14 protein-coding genes are annotated in these 15,673 nt (G+C 43.8%); 6 read left to right on the top strand and 8 right to left on the bottom strand.

Annotated features, from left to right (window positions below):
• Positions 1 to 196 precede the first annotated feature (196 nt).
• On the bottom strand, positions 197 to 1,885 hold the full coding sequence (locus F824_RS26605; protein ID WP_236613241.1) for a DUF5916 domain-containing protein: 1,689 nt from the start codon (positions 1,883 to 1,885) through the stop codon (positions 197 to 199).
• 111 nt (positions 1,886 to 1,996) lie between these two features.
• On the bottom strand, positions 1,997 to 2,407 hold the full coding sequence (locus F824_RS27900) for a carbohydrate binding family 9 domain-containing protein (RefSeq protein ID WP_019596382.1): 411 nt from the start codon (positions 2,405 to 2,407) through the stop codon (positions 1,997 to 1,999).
• Positions 2,408 to 2,847: 440 nt separating this feature from the next.
• Here F824_RS27900 and F824_RS0103050 point away from each other — a divergent pair, with 440 nt between their 5' ends.
• Together F824_RS0103050 and F824_RS0103045 are read left to right on the top strand one after the other, a co-directional pair.
• The gene (locus F824_RS0103050) at positions 2,848 to 3,336 is read left to right on the top strand and encodes a very short patch repair endonuclease (protein ID WP_019596380.1); all 489 of its coding nucleotides are present in this window, start codon (positions 2,848 to 2,850) and stop codon (positions 3,334 to 3,336) included.
• Positions 3,337 to 3,498: 162 nt separating this feature from the next.
• Positions 3,499 to 4,128: a peptidase associated/transthyretin-like domain-containing protein gene (locus F824_RS0103045; protein ID WP_022582316.1), complete on the top strand. Its 630-nt coding sequence runs from the start codon at positions 3,499 to 3,501 to the stop codon at positions 4,126 to 4,128.
• A gap of 47 nt (positions 4,129 to 4,175) precedes the next feature.
• Here F824_RS0103045 and F824_RS0103040 read toward each other — a convergent pair whose 3' ends face one another.
• Both F824_RS0103040 and F824_RS0103025 read right to left on the bottom strand, forming a co-directional pair.
• Positions 4,176 to 4,523, bottom strand: a complete 348-nt coding sequence (locus tag F824_RS0103040; protein ID WP_019596378.1) for a DUF3024 domain-containing protein — start codon at positions 4,521 to 4,523, stop codon at positions 4,176 to 4,178.
• A 238-nt stretch (positions 4,524 to 4,761) separates the two neighbouring features.
• Complete coding sequence (locus F824_RS0103025; protein ID WP_019596375.1) at positions 4,762 to 5,067, bottom strand: hypothetical protein; 306 nt, start codon at positions 5,065 to 5,067, stop codon at positions 4,762 to 4,764.
• 73 nt (positions 5,068 to 5,140) lie between these two features.
• Between F824_RS0103025 and F824_RS0103020 the strand changes: the two genes are divergently transcribed.
• The gene (locus F824_RS0103020) at positions 5,141 to 5,914 is read left to right on the top strand and encodes an HNH endonuclease (protein ID WP_019596374.1); all 774 of its coding nucleotides are present in this window, start codon (positions 5,141 to 5,143) and stop codon (positions 5,912 to 5,914) included.
• Positions 5,915 to 6,008: 94 nt separating this feature from the next.
• On the opposite strand, the gene radA is transcribed toward F824_RS0103020, so the two are convergent.
• Positions 6,009 to 7,388, bottom strand: a complete 1,380-nt coding sequence (radA, locus tag F824_RS0103015) for a DNA repair protein RadA (RefSeq protein WP_019596373.1) — start codon at positions 7,386 to 7,388, stop codon at positions 6,009 to 6,011.
• A 108-nt stretch (positions 7,389 to 7,496) separates the two neighbouring features.
• On the bottom strand, positions 7,497 to 10,316 hold the full coding sequence (polA, locus tag F824_RS0103010) for a DNA polymerase I (RefSeq protein ID WP_019596372.1): 2,820 nt from the start codon (positions 10,314 to 10,316) through the stop codon (positions 7,497 to 7,499).
• A gap of 367 nt (positions 10,317 to 10,683) precedes the next feature.
• Between polA and F824_RS0103005 the strand changes: the two genes are divergently transcribed.
• Positions 10,684 to 10,995: a hypothetical protein gene (locus F824_RS0103005; RefSeq protein ID WP_019596371.1), complete on the top strand. Its 312-nt coding sequence runs from the start codon at positions 10,684 to 10,686 to the stop codon at positions 10,993 to 10,995.
• A gap of 258 nt (positions 10,996 to 11,253) precedes the next feature.
• Complete coding sequence (locus F824_RS0103000) at positions 11,254 to 11,565, top strand: hypothetical protein (protein WP_019596370.1); 312 nt, start codon at positions 11,254 to 11,256, stop codon at positions 11,563 to 11,565.
• 201 nt (positions 11,566 to 11,766) lie between these two features.
• Here the strand turns inward: F824_RS0103000 and F824_RS0102995 are convergent, their stop codons facing one another.
• Entirely contained in the window at positions 11,767 to 12,378 is a 612-nt protein-coding gene (locus F824_RS0102995) for a hypothetical protein (RefSeq protein WP_019596369.1), read from the bottom strand.
• Between the two features lie 533 nt (positions 12,379 to 12,911).
• Between F824_RS0102995 and F824_RS25500 the strand changes: the two genes are divergently transcribed.
• Positions 12,912 to 13,751, top strand: coding sequence for a serine hydrolase (locus F824_RS25500; RefSeq protein WP_019596366.1), 840 nt, complete (start codon positions 12,912 to 12,914; stop codon positions 13,749 to 13,751).
• A gap of 49 nt (positions 13,752 to 13,800) precedes the next feature.
• Here F824_RS25500 and F824_RS0102975 read toward each other — a convergent pair whose 3' ends face one another.
• On the bottom strand, positions 13,801 to 15,147 hold the full coding sequence (locus F824_RS0102975) for a D-arabinono-1,4-lactone oxidase (RefSeq protein WP_019596365.1): 1,347 nt from the start codon (positions 15,145 to 15,147) through the stop codon (positions 13,801 to 13,803).
• Positions 15,148 to 15,673: the final 526 nt, after the last annotated feature.

Genomic DNA, 15,673 nt, shown 5'->3' with positions numbered 1-15,673 from the left:
GTGCGCTGAAACATCCCCAAAAAAAGAATTTTGCTGAAAAATGGCTGGCAAAACACTGTCGACCAATCCGATTGACAAATAGAGGCAAGGGGTTCACTGAAACGCGTTTCGGTGAACCCTTTTTTGTAAGGTAAACCACTGAATAAGAGGTAGCGCCGATGGTGGGATTGGGGCGATTCGACGGAGCCAAACCAGCTCAAATATTCAACCAATAGTTGAGCTTCATCACAAAAGCCCGTTGCTTGGAGGCAAAGGTATTGGGAAAATAATTGTCCGTGTAGACGATAAAGAGATCCGACACCGGGGCATACCGCCACTGAAGTCGGGTATTGATATTGATGTTGTCAATCTGATTGTTGTACTGGAGGAAAGTGGTCCAAAAGAGATTTTTTGTCATGGTGAGATCTATCCTTGGACCGACCAGCAGCAAATCAGCATTGTTTTGCGGTGCAGGCAACCGGATTTGATTGAAGCTGAAATTCATGGAAATATTTGCGAGATACCCCATTCGGTAGTTCATTGTACCTCCCAATCTTTTTATAGAGCCGGTAAAATAATCCCCAAAATCCCCATTGGCTGTGACAAAAAATGTGTTTCTGGGATTACCCAGGTATCGGAAACTGAAAAACGTATTCCTGTAATCGGTACCAGACTCCAACTCCGTCCCATTGGTTCTCGTCGGATCAAAGGGGGAAAAAAGATAGGTGTAGCGATTGTTCAGCGCAACCGTCAGTGTGGATAAGGATTGAAACTGTACCATATAGAAAGCGGTATGCAATTCGTCAGTCACCCCGAGGTTTTCATTCCATAGGGTTTCGGATTCAAAGCCCGGACCGTGCCTGTTGATCAAATCGGATTTTGGAAAAAATCGAAAAGCCAATTGCGGCGCGATTCTTTGGTAATCTTTTCTAGGAGTGAAGCCAACCGCAGGGTTGTAATTTTCCCCGATATTGGAATAGGCCAAGCTTGCTGAAAAATTGAGGTTATTGTAGTTCAACTGGGCATGCCCGGTTCCGGAATTACTCGGATTTTGGTATTCGAAGGTCTTGTGGTAAAAGAATTTTCCCGACCACCTGTTGTTTTTGGAGGCCAGATTGTAATCAATACCAGCCAAGCGGTTAAAATCAAAAGGTTTGAAACTCGCCCCGCCCTTTTCGGAATCGAGGCTCTCTCTGCTGACCAAAATGATACCCAAATTAGATCTGCCAAAAACCTTTTTCTGAAGGGCGGCGACCGTGTAGTTTTTTCCCTCAATATTCCTTTCTGGATCATTGCCCGTCTGCATGTTCATCAGACCAATTCTCCAATCATCGGTGAGTTTTCCACTGAGCCTCGCACCATAGACGATTTGGTTTTGAACGTTTTGGCCCGTGTTTTCGTCCCGATCCACACCGATCCTTCGGGAGAAGAATGGCCGGATTTTTTCGGTCCCGAAATCGGAAAACAGATCGGCATTCTCCAGAAAAAACTGCCTTCTCTCCGGAAAGAATATCTCAAAACGGTCCAGATTGGTGACCTGTTCGTCCACTTCCACTTGGGAAAAATCAGGATTGAAGGTCAGATCCAGGTTAAGCGCCGGGCCAACACCGATTTTGGCATCACCACCAAAGGAGGGCTTGAGCGGATCAGATGTGCCCTCCAGCGAATTTCTGGCTGTCCCCATAGCAGCATAGGGAATCAAGGAAATATTGGCCCCGGATTTTTCCAGAGGTTCCTCAAAAAGTAATTTCCTCGAGAAGGCCAAGGCAATGACGGAGAAATTTCTGGGAATAGGTGTCCAGGTACTCCTTTCGTTGTATTCGCTGTCAATTCGATAGAAATTTACGTTCCAACTTGTAGCCCGCTCCTTGAAGCGCAGCGTGGAAAAAGGGATCGCTGCCTCCACCACCCAGTAGTCCTCGTAGATTTTGGCTGTGGAAAACCATTTGTTGTCCCAAGCCAGGTTCAGGTCCGCAGAGACACTACCACCGTTGGCAATCAGGGATTCCCGCTGGACTCAGTAGGGATTGACTCCGAATTGGAAGGCATTCGTTTTGTCATTGAAGGTATCGAACACAAAGCTGATTCCATCATTTTGTTCCCCCCGGAAATCCCTTCGCAGGGAGGTGCTGACATATTTATCCCGTGGCCCGAGGTTGTACATGACTGCGGCGATATAGATGAATTTGTCATCATAGGCGATTTTGACCCTGGATTGGGCCTTGGCCAAAGAGGTGTCAGAGGGGAAGAATTGATAAAAATTGGTTGCCCAGCCTTCCTCCAGCCAAACGGATTCATCCAAAACACCGTCCAAGGTGATGGGGAAATCGATTTTTACAGCTTGCAAGCCGGGCAGTATTTCGGTCTCTCCCTGCGCAAACAAGAAGGAACTGGAAAAGAACAGAAATACAAAAAACAAAGGCTTCATGGCAGCAGGTTGAGTTTTTAAAATTGCACATTGGAAGCGTTAATTGATTTGGCTTTTTTACCAGTGGTAAAAATCATTTTTGGGCTAGGAAACACCAGTGTAATTCCAGCAATCCTTCCTTCCATAAAAACATAAATCCTAAAAGGAATTGTATCAATATCAACAGATTATCTTCCAATATTTTTTATTCCAATAGGAAAAATTTAAGTAAACCGAAGGCCAAAGTTGTCCACCGAAATCTTAGGTTTTTTGTCTATTTTCGTAAAATGTGCATTTTAAGCGTGCAATGCGCCTATTTTGATCGACTAAAATGTGGATAACTAGTGGATAACAACACTGAACCGTTCATCTACAAATGTTTAGAGGCATGGATTTTTTACTTAATCTGATTTCCAGGAAAAAGCAACCAACTTCATATTGCCGGATGCGTAAAACAAGACATGTCTGGGAAGCGCTATACCGAAGCCAAAATCACAGTTCCCAAGTTCTGTGAGGAGGAGGGTTTTTATACAACCAAACAGCGCTCTTACAACATGTCCCAAATTCGGGGAAAAAACACCAAACCGGAAATCCTGCTTAAAAAAGCCCTTTGGCATGCTGGACTGCGGCACCGGAGCAATAAGCAAAAATTGCCCGGAAAACCCGATATCGCCTTTCTCAAATACAAACTTCTCATCTTTATCGATGGCGCTTTTTGGCATGGTTACGATTGGGAAAACAGAAAGGAAAGCATCAAGTCCAACCGTGCCTTTTGGCTGCCTAAAATCGAACGCAATAGGCAGCGCGACAGGGAAATCAACCAACACTATGTCCAGAAAGGCTGGACCGTCCTCCGGATATGGGATTTTGAGGTGAAAAGGGAAAATATTGATGCCTTGATCGACCGCATCCGAAAAGAAAAGGAAAAAGTCCAAAAGAGAAAAATCTAAGCGAATGTTAATTGAAAGGGCTAAACCGATCTGTTTTCACAAGTTTTGTTAAAGCTCACGGTTAATGAAAGTTAATCGTTTTTAATATATCGTGAAAACCTGGAATTTAATTGGAAATCAATTTCCAGGTTTGCGATGGTCCTTTTTTCTATTCTTTTACTTATGCTCCAAACCCTCCCAAACGAAAAAGTCTGGAAGGCAAAATTAGTGGATTCCGTGACCGGAGAACCCATTGCTTTTGCCCATATCCTCCACCAAAAAGATCAGGCGATCTCAGACCTTGAGGGCAATTTTATCCTTCGCTTTGAGGATGCATATCCTGTCACCATCAGGCATGTGGGAAACGAAACCTTGATTTTGGATCTGAACCTGGATTCATTACCCAACACAATTCAATTGCAAGCAATCGTGTTTCAGTTGGATGAGATAGAAATAAGGCCTTATCCAAGCGAGGAGGATTTCAAACGCCTGTTGCTGGACAACAGCTTTATTCCCTCCCAAATGCACCAAAACCTCCAAAACAATGTCACCTATATGAAGTCCATTCGGAATTTGGCCAAACATTACGACATGAGCAGTTACAATTCCTTCCTTTCCCGGGTCCGTCAAGAGGGTGGTGCCACTTTTTTTACCAGCACAGGAGGGGGCCTGATCCAGGCCTTTCGGGACTTGAAAAAGCCAAAGGTCCCTACATTTCCTAGTAGTCCACAACCCGCGTACCGCTTGGATCCGAGTGGACTTAAAAATTTGAATCTGCCGGATTCCCTAAGGTCTATGCGGCGGTATTTCTAGAGCAAGATGAAAAGTGATGGGTCAGAAATAAACAAATGAAAAAACCCTTAGCCGAAAAAACAGCCATAAGGGTCATCACTGATTTCCTTCAGGATCTCTTCGAGCGTGCTTATTTTTTTATCGGGCTTGTACAATTCCCATTTTCCACTTGCCCGCATCCAATAGATCTTCCACTCATTCTTGGCGTTGACAAAGGTGATTTTGGCAAGAGGGATTGTCAATTTTATTGTTGGTGACCTAAAACTTGGACTTATTTCTTCCAGGACAATATTTTGATCCTTGATGGTGCACTGGAGATCCATCTCCTCCCTTAATTCCACTGGCGGTCTTTTCTCTTCCAGCCAAGGGTTGAGGATGGATTGGATTTCTCGGAGGTGAAAGGGGTTAAATTCCATAAAAGCTTATGTTCATTTTTGATTTTCAAAAATACTGGATATTTCTGTTTTTTTAAGAGGAATAGGATGTTTTGATCCTTTTAAAATTTCAATGGAAAGCATTCCGATCCGATTTCTTCCTGACTCTAAAATAGGAAAGGCACAATTTTCAATCGCCAATTTTCATGCTTTTCGGGAAATGTTTGGAGAGGGATAAGGATTAATAACGGATAAATGAGGTCTGTCAATCATTCCATTCTTACCCCATGACTATGCCTTCTAAAAACTCACCTAAACTCCTGCTATCACTTTGCACAGCATTGGTTTCCTCAAAATCCTCAAACGTATGCCAATCATGGTCAATTTCAGGATCATAGGGATAAATCCTTAAACTTGGAAAACCCCAATCCTCAGACACAAAAAACATCTCCTGAATCAGTTTTTCTTTTATCTTATGCGTTGCCGCAGCGATGCTGATTTCTTCTGGATTTTCGAATACAATCTCCCCAAACTGCTTGTAATTCGCACCATCTCTGTACATGTAATTGAGTTTGATGTTTTTCATAATTGTTGATTATCTTTAGTTTTAATAAGGGTCAAATCAACTTAATTCTATGAATCGCCAAGATTAAAAATAAATGAAGGAAGGACAAAAACTTTGGAATAGGGAAGAATTAATTTTGGCAATAAATTTATACTGGAAACTTCCCTTTGGTAAAATTCATCAAAGAAATCAAGAAGTAATCAAACTTGCACAATTAATTGGAAGGTCACCAAGTTCCGTTGTGTATAAACTGGGAAATTTTGGAAGTTTTGACCCCACACTCAAAAACCGTGGAGTTGGGGGTTTAAAAAACGCTAGCAAACTGGATAAGACAATTTGGATAGAGTTTTATAATGACTTAGAGAATTCTAGTTATGAAAGTGAAGTCCTCCGTGCTAAATTGGAAAAGACGACGGTTGAGCAAATGAATAATTTATCCGAAGATGAACTCCCAAAAGCAGGAATTGTCAGAGATAGAATTGTTAAAGTAAGAGTTAATCAAGCATTTTTTAGAAAAAGTATTTTAGCTTCTTACGGTAATACCTGCTGTATTTCAGGACTAAATCATCCTGACTTTTTGGTAGCAGGACATATTGTTCCTTGGAGTGTTGATGAAAAAAATAGGTTAAACCCAAGAAATGGCATCTGCATTAATCCTCTTCATGATAGGGCTTTTGAGCTAGGGTACATTACAATAGATCTTGACTATAGAATCAGAATCTCTCCCAAAATCAATGATTTAATAAAAAATGATGATCAATTAGGGTTTTTCAAAAAACATGACAGAACTCCAATGATCCTTCCTGGTAGATATTCTCCTGACCCTGAGTTTTTAAAATACCATATGGAGGAAAGGTTCAAAGGCTGAACTGTTTTAAAATTAAACACTTCTTGAAATAGGATATCTGGGATATAATTTTTTTCTATAAAAATTCTATCCCAGATATCAAATACCCTTTTCCTTATTCCCCAAACAATCCCTGGTACAATTCCTCCAGCTTGCTGACGGGAATTACCTTGATGTTGTATTTGTCCAAATCCACACCCTTCACCGAATACTTGGACACCATGATCCTTTTGAATCCAAGTTTCTCCGCTTCCGTGATCCGGTTTTCGATCCTGTGCACTGCCCTGATCTCTCCCCCAAGCCCCACTTCTCCCGCAAAACAAATGTCTTCCGGCACGGGACTGTCCTCGTAGGAGGAAATCAAGGAAGCACACACCGCCAGATCCAATGCTGGGTCGTCCACGCGCATCCCTCCGGCCACGTTCAGGAAAACATCCTGCTGTCCCAATCGCATCCCTCCCCTTTTCTCCAAGACTGCCAAAAGCATATTCAGCCTCTTGGCATCGTGCCCGGTACTGCTTCGCTGTGGCGTGCCATAAGTCGCCGGGCTGACCAAAGATTGGATTTCGATCAGCAAAGGCCGATTTCCCTCCATCATGGCGCCGATGGCCACCCCATTGAGTGCCTCATCCCGCTGGGTGAGTAGGATTTCGGAAGGATTGGCCACCTGTCTCAGGCCATCTGACCGCATCTCGTAGATCCCCAACTCATGGGTGGATCCGAATCGGTTTTTGGTGGTCCTCAAAATCCGGTAAGCAAGGTGTCGGTCCCCCTCAAATTGAAGGACAGTATCGACCATATGTTCCAGGACCTTGGGTCCTGCGATGGCGCCATCCTTGGTGATGTGCCCTACCAGAAAGACCGGCGTGCCGGTTTCCTTGGCAAACTTCATCAACTCGGCAGCACATTCCCGAACCTGGCTGACAGATCCGGCGGCGGATTCCACATAGTTGCTGTGCAGCGTCTGGATGGAATCGATCACCAAGAGCTCGGGTTGCAAGGCCTCGATTTGTTGAAAAATACTCTGGGTATTCGTTTCGGAAAGGATGTAACAGTTCTCGGACTTGTGCGGCATCCGTTCGGCCCGCATCTTGATCTGGGATTCGCTTTCTTCCCCGGAGACATACAGGACCTTGGTATTATTTAGGATCAAAGCGATCTGGAGCATGAGGGTAGATTTCCCAATGCCCGGTTCTCCCCCGATCAAAATCAGGGATCCCGGGACGATTCCTCCGCCCAACACCCGGTCCAATTCTGCATCTTGGGTGACCAACCTGGATTGCTCCTCGAAATTGATCTCCTGCAATCTTTTGGGAACAACGGCCCTTTTTTGCTTGCCCGATCCTTGTTTCCAAGTGCCGACTGTGCTTTCCTCCTTTTGGATCACTTCCTCCACGAAGGTATTCCACTCCCCACAGGAAGGACATTTCCCGATCCATTTGGGACTCTGCGTCCCACAATTTTGACAAAAAAATGAGCTTTTTACTTTGGCCATGCGGAATGCTTCAATGATGGTATAATTTGAATAGAGTTGTAAAGTTGGAAGTACTTAGTACCAAGTACAAAGTCCGAAGTATAAACTCCGGAGTCCATAGTTCGAGGTTTAATGGGCTTCCAGCCAATCTTTTCCGACGCCCACCTGCACTTCCAAAGGAACGGCAATGGTGACGGCATTGGCCATCAATTTGGGGATTTCGATTTTCAAGAGTTCGACTTCATCCTTGTGCGCATCAAAAACGAGTTCATCATGTACCTGAAGGATCATTTTGGACTTCAGGTTCTCTTTTTTCATCCATTCATGGACGTTGATCATGGCCACTTTGATCATGTCGGCTGCCGAACCTTGGATGGGGGCATTGATGGCGTTTCGTTCTGCAAATCCCCTCATGGTTTGGTTGCGGCTGTTGATGTCCCTGAGGTAGCGTCTTCTTCCCAAAATGGTTTCCACATACTCGTTTTTCTGGGCCTTTTCGATGCAATCGTCCATGTATTGCTTCACGGCAGAGAATTCCTTGAAGTATGCATCGATGATTTCCTTCGCCTCTCCCCTGGAGATGTTGAGGCGCTGGGCAAGCCCAAAGGCGGAAATGCCGTAAATAATCCCAAAGTTGGCCGTCTTGGCCTTTCTTCTCATGTCGGTGGTGACTTCTTCCAAGGGGACTTGGAAGATCTTTGCCGCAGTGGTGGCATGGATATCACGGCCGTTTTTGAAAGCTTCAATCATGGATTCATCCTGCGAAAATGCAGCCATGATCCGCAGTTCGATCTGTGAATAATCCGCTGCCAGGATCACGAAATTTTCGTCACGCGGGACAAAAGCCTTTCGGATTTCCCTGCCTCTTTCGGTCCTGATCGGGATGTTCTGGAGATTGGGATTGATGGAAGATAGCCTTCCAGTGGCTGCCACGAACTGGTTGTAGGTCGTATGGATCCTTCCGGTTTTGGGATTGATCATGGTGGGCAATGCGTCCACATAGGTGGACTTGAGCTTGACCATCTGTCGGTATTCCAAGATGGCAGAGGCGATTTCATGCTCTCCGGCCATCCTGCTGAGCACTTCCTCGCCGGTGGCAAATTGGCCGGTTTTGGTCTTTTTGGCCTTCGGGTCAAGGTCCATCTTGACAAAAAGGATTTCGCCCAATTGTTTTGGGGACGATAGATTAAAAGTCTGTCCTGCGAGTTCGTACACCCTTTTTTCGATTTCCTTGCTGTCGTCCTCCAGAATTGTGGATAACTCTGCCAGGCTGGCGGTATCGATCTTGACACCTTCAAATTCCATTGCGGCCAAAACTTTGATCAAGGGGTTTTCCACATTGTGAAAAAGATTGTTTAATCCATTGGACTTGATGATGGGATCAAAAACCAGCTTCAGTTTAAGGGTGATGTCCGCATCCTCGGCGGCGTAGGCGACGACCTCGTCCACGTCCACGTCGCGCATATTGCCTTGATTCTTTCCTTTTTTCCCGATCAGAGATTCTATCGATACGGGTTTGTAATTCAGGTATTGCTGGGCGAGCCAATCCATGGAATGCTTCCCTTCGGGTTCGATCAGGTAATGGGCCAACATGGTATCGTAATATTCGCCTTTGACTTCCATCCCATAATTTTTCAGCACCAGCACATCGTACTTGATGTTCTGTCCGATTTTCCGGATGCTTTCATTTTCAAAAATCCCTCTGAACAATTCCAATTTGTCCTTGGCTTTTTCCTGATCATCTGGGAATGGAATATAAAAAGCTTCTCCTATTTGGTAAGAAAATGAAATCCCAACCAATTCCGCCACATTGGGATTGAGGGAGGTCGTCTCGGTATCAAAGCAAAATTCTTCCTGGATTTCGAGATAGGAGATCAATTCTTTGATGTCCTCCTCACCCTCGACTTTGTGATAGTCATGTGCACTGCTCAAGATGCTGTCTTGCAGGGACGCTTCCGGGAGAGGATTTTCTTCCACTGCCACTTCCACCTCGGCTTCTTTTTTCACACTGCCTCCGGCAAAAAGATCCATTTGGTCGCTGACCTTCATTGTCGGCTTTTTGAGACTTTCTCCAAAAACCCTCTGGGTAAGCGTTCTGAATTCAAGTTCCGCAAAAAGCGCCTTCAGCTTCTCTTCATTGGGCCCACTGTACCGCAGGGCAACTTCATCAAAGTCAATGGGAACATCCTGGTTGATGGTCGCCAGTTCCTTGGAAAGTAAACCTTGTTCGCCAAAGTTTTCCACATTTTCCTTTTGCTTGCCTTTGAGTTTGTCCGTGTTCTTGAGAAGCTCTTCTACGCTCCCGAATTCCTTCAGAAATTTGACGGCTGTTTTTTCGCCGATTCCGGGAATCCCCGGAATGTTATCCACAGCATCTCCCATCAACCCCAAGATGTCACGCACCTGGTCCACATGTTCGATATCCCATTTGGCGCAGATTTCCTTGGGACCCATGATGTCCACCGCATTGCCCATGAAGGCCGGCTTGTACAAATAGATATGGTCTTCGACCAACTGCCCGAAATCCTTGTCCGGTGTCATCATGTACACGACAAAACTCGTGTTTTCAGCCTTTTTGGCGATGGTGCCGATGATGTCATCCGCTTCAAAACCATCCAGCTCAAGAATCGGGATGTCAAATCCCTCCACGATTTGCTTGACCCAAGGTATACCAACCTCAATGTCTTCGGGTTGGGACAGCCTGTTTGCCTTGTAGGGTTCATAGCGCACATGCCTAAAAGTCGGGGCTTTGGTGTCAAAAGCAACGGCAATATGGGTCGGTTTTTCTTTTTCAAGGACCTCCAAAAGCGTATTGGTAAATCCAAGCATGACGCCTGTATTCAATCCTTTTGAATTGATCCTGGGATTTTTACTGAATGCAAAATGGGCTCTGTAGATCAAAGCCATTGCATCCAGGAGAAACAGTTTTTTATCTCCTTTTGGGGGCATGGGGTGGGTTTTTACAAGTAAAGAAATGAACCTTCGGTTTTATTATGCTTAAGGTGATCCTGATCGCACTGAGAAAAGGCCAGGGCTGCAAGATTTCTCCCCTGTTTCAGGATCAGAATCGGAAAACACATTGGCAATGGTAAAATTAAGGATTCTTCAGGGAAAGAAAACTGGTTTCCGAAGATTGGCTAAATTACAAAGAATAATGAAATTAGTTTTAGCTGCTATTTGTCGAATATTGAATTATTATCTTATTTTTGAATGCTTGCCCCTCTATTCGGCCTGACTTTTGTATTTGATAGCAATGCAGGAGTATAGATCCCTGGTGGTACATTTATTTTATTTTCAACCAATTAAATACATTATTATGAAGAAGATCGCTTACCTATTATCGTTCATGCTTTTATTCAGTGCTTTTGCACCCGCAGCAATGGCTAAAGGCGTGAAAAAAGAAAAAACAGAACTCACTGCCGAACAATTGGTTCGTGTTGGGGAAATCGAGTCAAGAGTAGCCGAAATCAAATCCATGGACTTTTCCAAAATGTCCAAATCAGAAATAAGCAGTGTCAAAACTGAGCTGAAGGAAATGAATAAGGAAGCTAGAGCAGCCAACAATGGCATTTACCTTTCAGTTGGTGCCATTATCATCATCCTTTTGATTGTGATCTTGCTTACCTAATCGCATAAAACAACTGGAAAACCCGAAACAAATGTATCGGGTTTTTTTATGCCCTTTGCGCCAACTTTTGTTGACTGTCTTGTTCTTTGGCCTGTATGTGAAGGCTTGAAAAGTTATTTAATTAGTTTAGGTAGAATTTTGTCACTGTTTGAATGCTCAACCATCCATTCGAGCTGACATTTACATTCCTCAATACTGCTTAATCACCGTTACTTGGTGGCACATTTCGTTTATTTTCAACCAATCAAACACACAACTATGAAGAAGATCGCTTACCTATTATCAGTAATGTTTTTATTCAGTGCTTTTGCACCCGCAGCAATGGCTAAAGGCGTGAAAAAAGAAAAAACAGAACTCACTGCCGAACAATTGGTTCGTGTTGGGGAGATCGAGTCAAGAGTAGCCGAAATCAAATCCATGGACTTTTCTGAAATGTCCAAAGCTGAAAAAAACAGTGTCAAAACTGAGTTGAAGGAAATGAACAAAGAAGCTAGAGCCTTGAACAACGGTGTTTATCTTTCAGTGGGAGCCATCATCGTCATTCTATTGATCGTGATTTTGCTTACCTAATCGCACAAAAACAAATAAAAAACCCCCCAAGACAAATGTCTTGGGGGGTTTTTTATTTGAGCTTAAGCCCAACTTTTGCTGAATATCGTGATCCTACTCCTATGTGTTCAGCATTCTAAGTTTAGGCCAATTCATTTGTCTGATGGCAAGGAAGTAGTATGCATAGATTTCCGGAAAAGAGATTTGCAGTTTCGGATCGGATTAGCTTTTTTTGCCATTCATGGCATCCACGAGCTCTCTTTTCAATTTCCGCTCACGCTCTAATGTGTTTTTTCGGTGTTGTTCGAATTCCTCCACCGTCTCGTTCAGGTTATTCTCTGCACGGGTGATTACTTTATGGCTTTGGCTATATTTGAATAAAAAGAAACCCAAGGCCACTGCCAATCCAGCAACAATGGTCCACATGAGGGAATTATAGGCCGATTTGTGGATCGCCATCCCCATAAAGGAGAAACTGTCTCTCGCCTCTTCTGCCGCCTTCAATTCCTCCAGGTTTGCATTCATCTCTGCCTCAATTGTCAGCATTTTTTCCCTTTTCTCTGCCAATTGTTGATTGACGGCTAGGAGTTGATCCTTGAATACTTTGAGAGAATCCAGTACATTTTTCTCGATTTTATCCAGATTAGTACGCTTTATGACCTTGTATTCCTGAAAATTGTTGGAAACACTCTTCAGATAATCAAATTGACTCGAGATGGTTCCGCTGTTGAGAGACCCTGTTGAAGGTTCTTCGACTGGTGTAGTGTCTTGTGCAAAGCTGGCAAATACGACTAGAAAAAAGGTGAAAAAAGTAATTGTATAGGATTTTTTCATGCTTATATGGATATAATTTGATCCGATTCCGGTAAAATTTATTGGTTTTAAATATTGGTGTAAAACCGTGCAAATATTATGCCCGTTAAGGTCAGAATTTTTTTAAAATCCCCTGAATGAATCTCCCCCCTTCCCGACTGAAAAATATTGTGTTTTGATTCATCCTTTTGAAGGATTGGCAATTTTGTTGATTTTGATTTGGGAATTCAACCCCATTTTATGCATTACCAACCCATTCCATCCCAAAAACGCTTCATTATCAGTCGCTTGTTTACTGTTTATGACTTCCCCATTTTGGCACACTGCCTAATTCTCCAAATGGTCAGATTTTCTTGCAGTTTCTACAGCTATTGGGAAGCCTATTGCATATTTCGAGTCAAATGCTCCATCCAAATTTTCGTGGAAATGAATGTCTTGAAATCCTGAATAGAACCAAATAACACAGCTGCATACACAACTGGAATCAAGGAAGACAAAGTATTCAGCCGAATTCCCCTAACTTTGACCAATCCTTTATTTTCAAATCAAAGACCATGAGGTACCAAATATTCCAAAAGCTCTTTATTCTGCTTCTTTTGCCCATTTCAGTTTGGGGACAGCAAAATGAGACCATTTCCCAATACCTCAATAGCTTAGACAAAGGCCTGGAAGTCTCGCTGCTCGTCCAACAGCCAACAGGGGAAATACTATTCAGCATGAATGCGGAAAAATCGGTCCCTTCTGCAAGCATTATCAAAATTCCGATCCTGATGGAATTTTTCAGACAAATCGAGTCAAAAACGCTCCACCTTGATCAAATGTATGCTCTGGAAGCGAAAGACAAAGTAGGCGGAGCGGGAGAGCTTCAAAACTTGGAAGAAAATTCCACACATAGCCTTGAGTTTCTCGCCCGGGAAATGATCCGCATTTCCGACAACACCGCCACCAATGTCCTGATTGGTCTTGTCGGGATGGAAAATGTCAATCTCCTGATGGAAGAATTGGGACTCAAAACCACCCGTCTCAACAGGTACATGATGGATTTTGAGGCGATTGAAGCGGGTAAGCAAAACATCACCAGCCCGGCAGAAATCAACAAACTCTTAAGTATCATCCTTTCGGGTGTTGAGTTATCCACATCCTCCAGAGAATCCATGCTCAATATGCTATTGGCTTGTGCAGACAAATCGACCATCCCCGGCAAGCTTCCAGAAGGAACCAGAGTGGCCCACAAAACCGGGACCTTGTCCTATGTACGTGGAGATGCAGGGATTATCCTCAACCAAAAGCCCATCATCCTCAGCATTTTTGTGGAAAACTTTGAAACCCTCGAGCAGGCGGATGAAATCATCGCCAATATTGCCAACTTGGCTTTTGAAGCATATGCAAACTGAGCCATTGACCATCAACTGCTTTCCGTTTCATTTCCTCAAAATAAGGTTCTTATAACCCGTACAGATTTTTTTCCAAAAACGCATTGCGGAATTTTCCTTGTGGATCATATTTGGCCACCAGATTTTTGAAATCCGCCAACCGCTCATATCGATTTTGCAAAACAGGGGGCGCCATGGCAAACAATTTTCCCCAATGGGGTTTCACATTAAAAGGCATCAATTCCTTTTCAATAATGGGCAATAACCGCATCACCTCGGGTATTTCCTGTTTCCACGTAAAATGAATCGCAACGGAATCCTGTGCATAGCAGGGGCTCATCCAAAGCTTGTCCGCTTTGATGCTGCGGATTTCCGAAATCAATAAATGAGGACCGACTTGCTTCGCCAATCTGGAAACCGATTGAATGGCTTCGACGGCATCCGCCTTCGGTACAAAATATTCGGATTGAAGTTCTTTGCCACTGCTTGGAGTGAAACCCATCCGGAAATGGGGCAGCCGCTCAAACCATGCTCCAGAAACACCCATTTGTTCGCTGCAGTTTTCGGCTGAGATTTCAGCAATGGGATGCAGATTTTTGGTGGCGGCTTTCCCACCAAAAAATTCGGGAATCTTGCCATAATCCACCGGGTCGTTTTCCAGGGCTTTTACCCAAACTTCATTGACAAATTCTCCTTGCCAATCGGTAAACAAGCTGACGCTATAAGCCGCTGACATGATCGCATCAAAATTGTCCAAGAGTTGGGACATGGGAAGGTTTTCATATACAAATTGTCTGATGTTGAAAGTTGGCTGAAGGTACAAGGTGATCTTGGTGACAATCCCCAAAGCGCCCAAACCCACCACTGCCCCATGAAATTCCCCACCGTCTTTTTCTCTGGACAACTGATGGATCTCCCCATCTGCTGCCACAAGTTCCAAAGCTGCGACTTGGGAGGAAAGATTCCCGTTGTTTACTCCGGAGCCATGCGTGGCTGTCATGCAACCTCCTACCACAGAAATGTGGGGCAAGGAAGCCAAGTTGTGCAAGGCAAATCCATTTTCCTGAAGGATCGGGGCAAGCGTCCCATAATTGATCCCTCCATCCACGGTCACCTGCTTGGCCTCCACATCGATGTCTATCGACTTCTCCATCTTTCCTGTAGCCAAAAGAAAATCCTTGCTGTCTGCGATGGTATTGAAACAATGCCTTGTCCCCAGGACTTTCAGTTTTTTCTGTTTTCGAACGAACTGTTGGATATCCCCAACAGCATTGGGGTAGGCGACTTTATCGGTACTGTAGGTAAGATTTCCAGCCCAATTTTTAAGATTTTCCGAGTTTGCCCAAATTTTCATAGGTGAGATCAAGGGGATTGCAACAAGCGTTGAAGATAACTTTAAAAAGGTTTTTCTCTTCATGGTTTATCGGGTTTTGTCAATGTGAAATATTGTGTCTGCTTTTCCGCAAGATGTCTGTTCTTTTTACGGATGAAGGATTTGAAGAAAGATGAAGCTAAACTGAATCAATCTCTTATTAGGGTAAGCCAATAATTTTATTGATTTAGACCTCTTCTGGAATCACAGCACATCAGAATCAATTTAACCCGAATTCTAAGACATTGGAAAAGTAACGTTAATGCGCTAACTTTTGGTTGCAGCATGAAAGCCTATGCATCGAATGGTGATTTTATCCCTTCCCGAATTCTGGTAGAAATGTTCAACCCCAATCTTTAAGGTCAGGGTTTTTGAAACGTTAATTGGTGACCATGTTTTGTTATGGATCCCGTATGGAATAATCAAATCAAATATACATTTCTCTTGCTGCTTTTAATCAAAACCAAAAATAAGATGAAGCAGAAAAAGTTTGAAAGTATGGCTGTTGTCAATCCTTTTGCCGCTGGAATTGATGTAGGCTCTAAAAGCCATTTTGTTGCGGTGGGGCAAG

The organism is Rhodonellum psychrophilum GCM71 = DSM 17998, from assembly GCF_000381545.1.
In the GTDB taxonomy this organism is placed as follows: Bacteria; Bacteroidota; Bacteroidia; order Cytophagales; family Cyclobacteriaceae; genus Rhodonellum; species Rhodonellum psychrophilum.
This window is presented reverse-complemented; position numbering and strand designations above follow the sequence as displayed.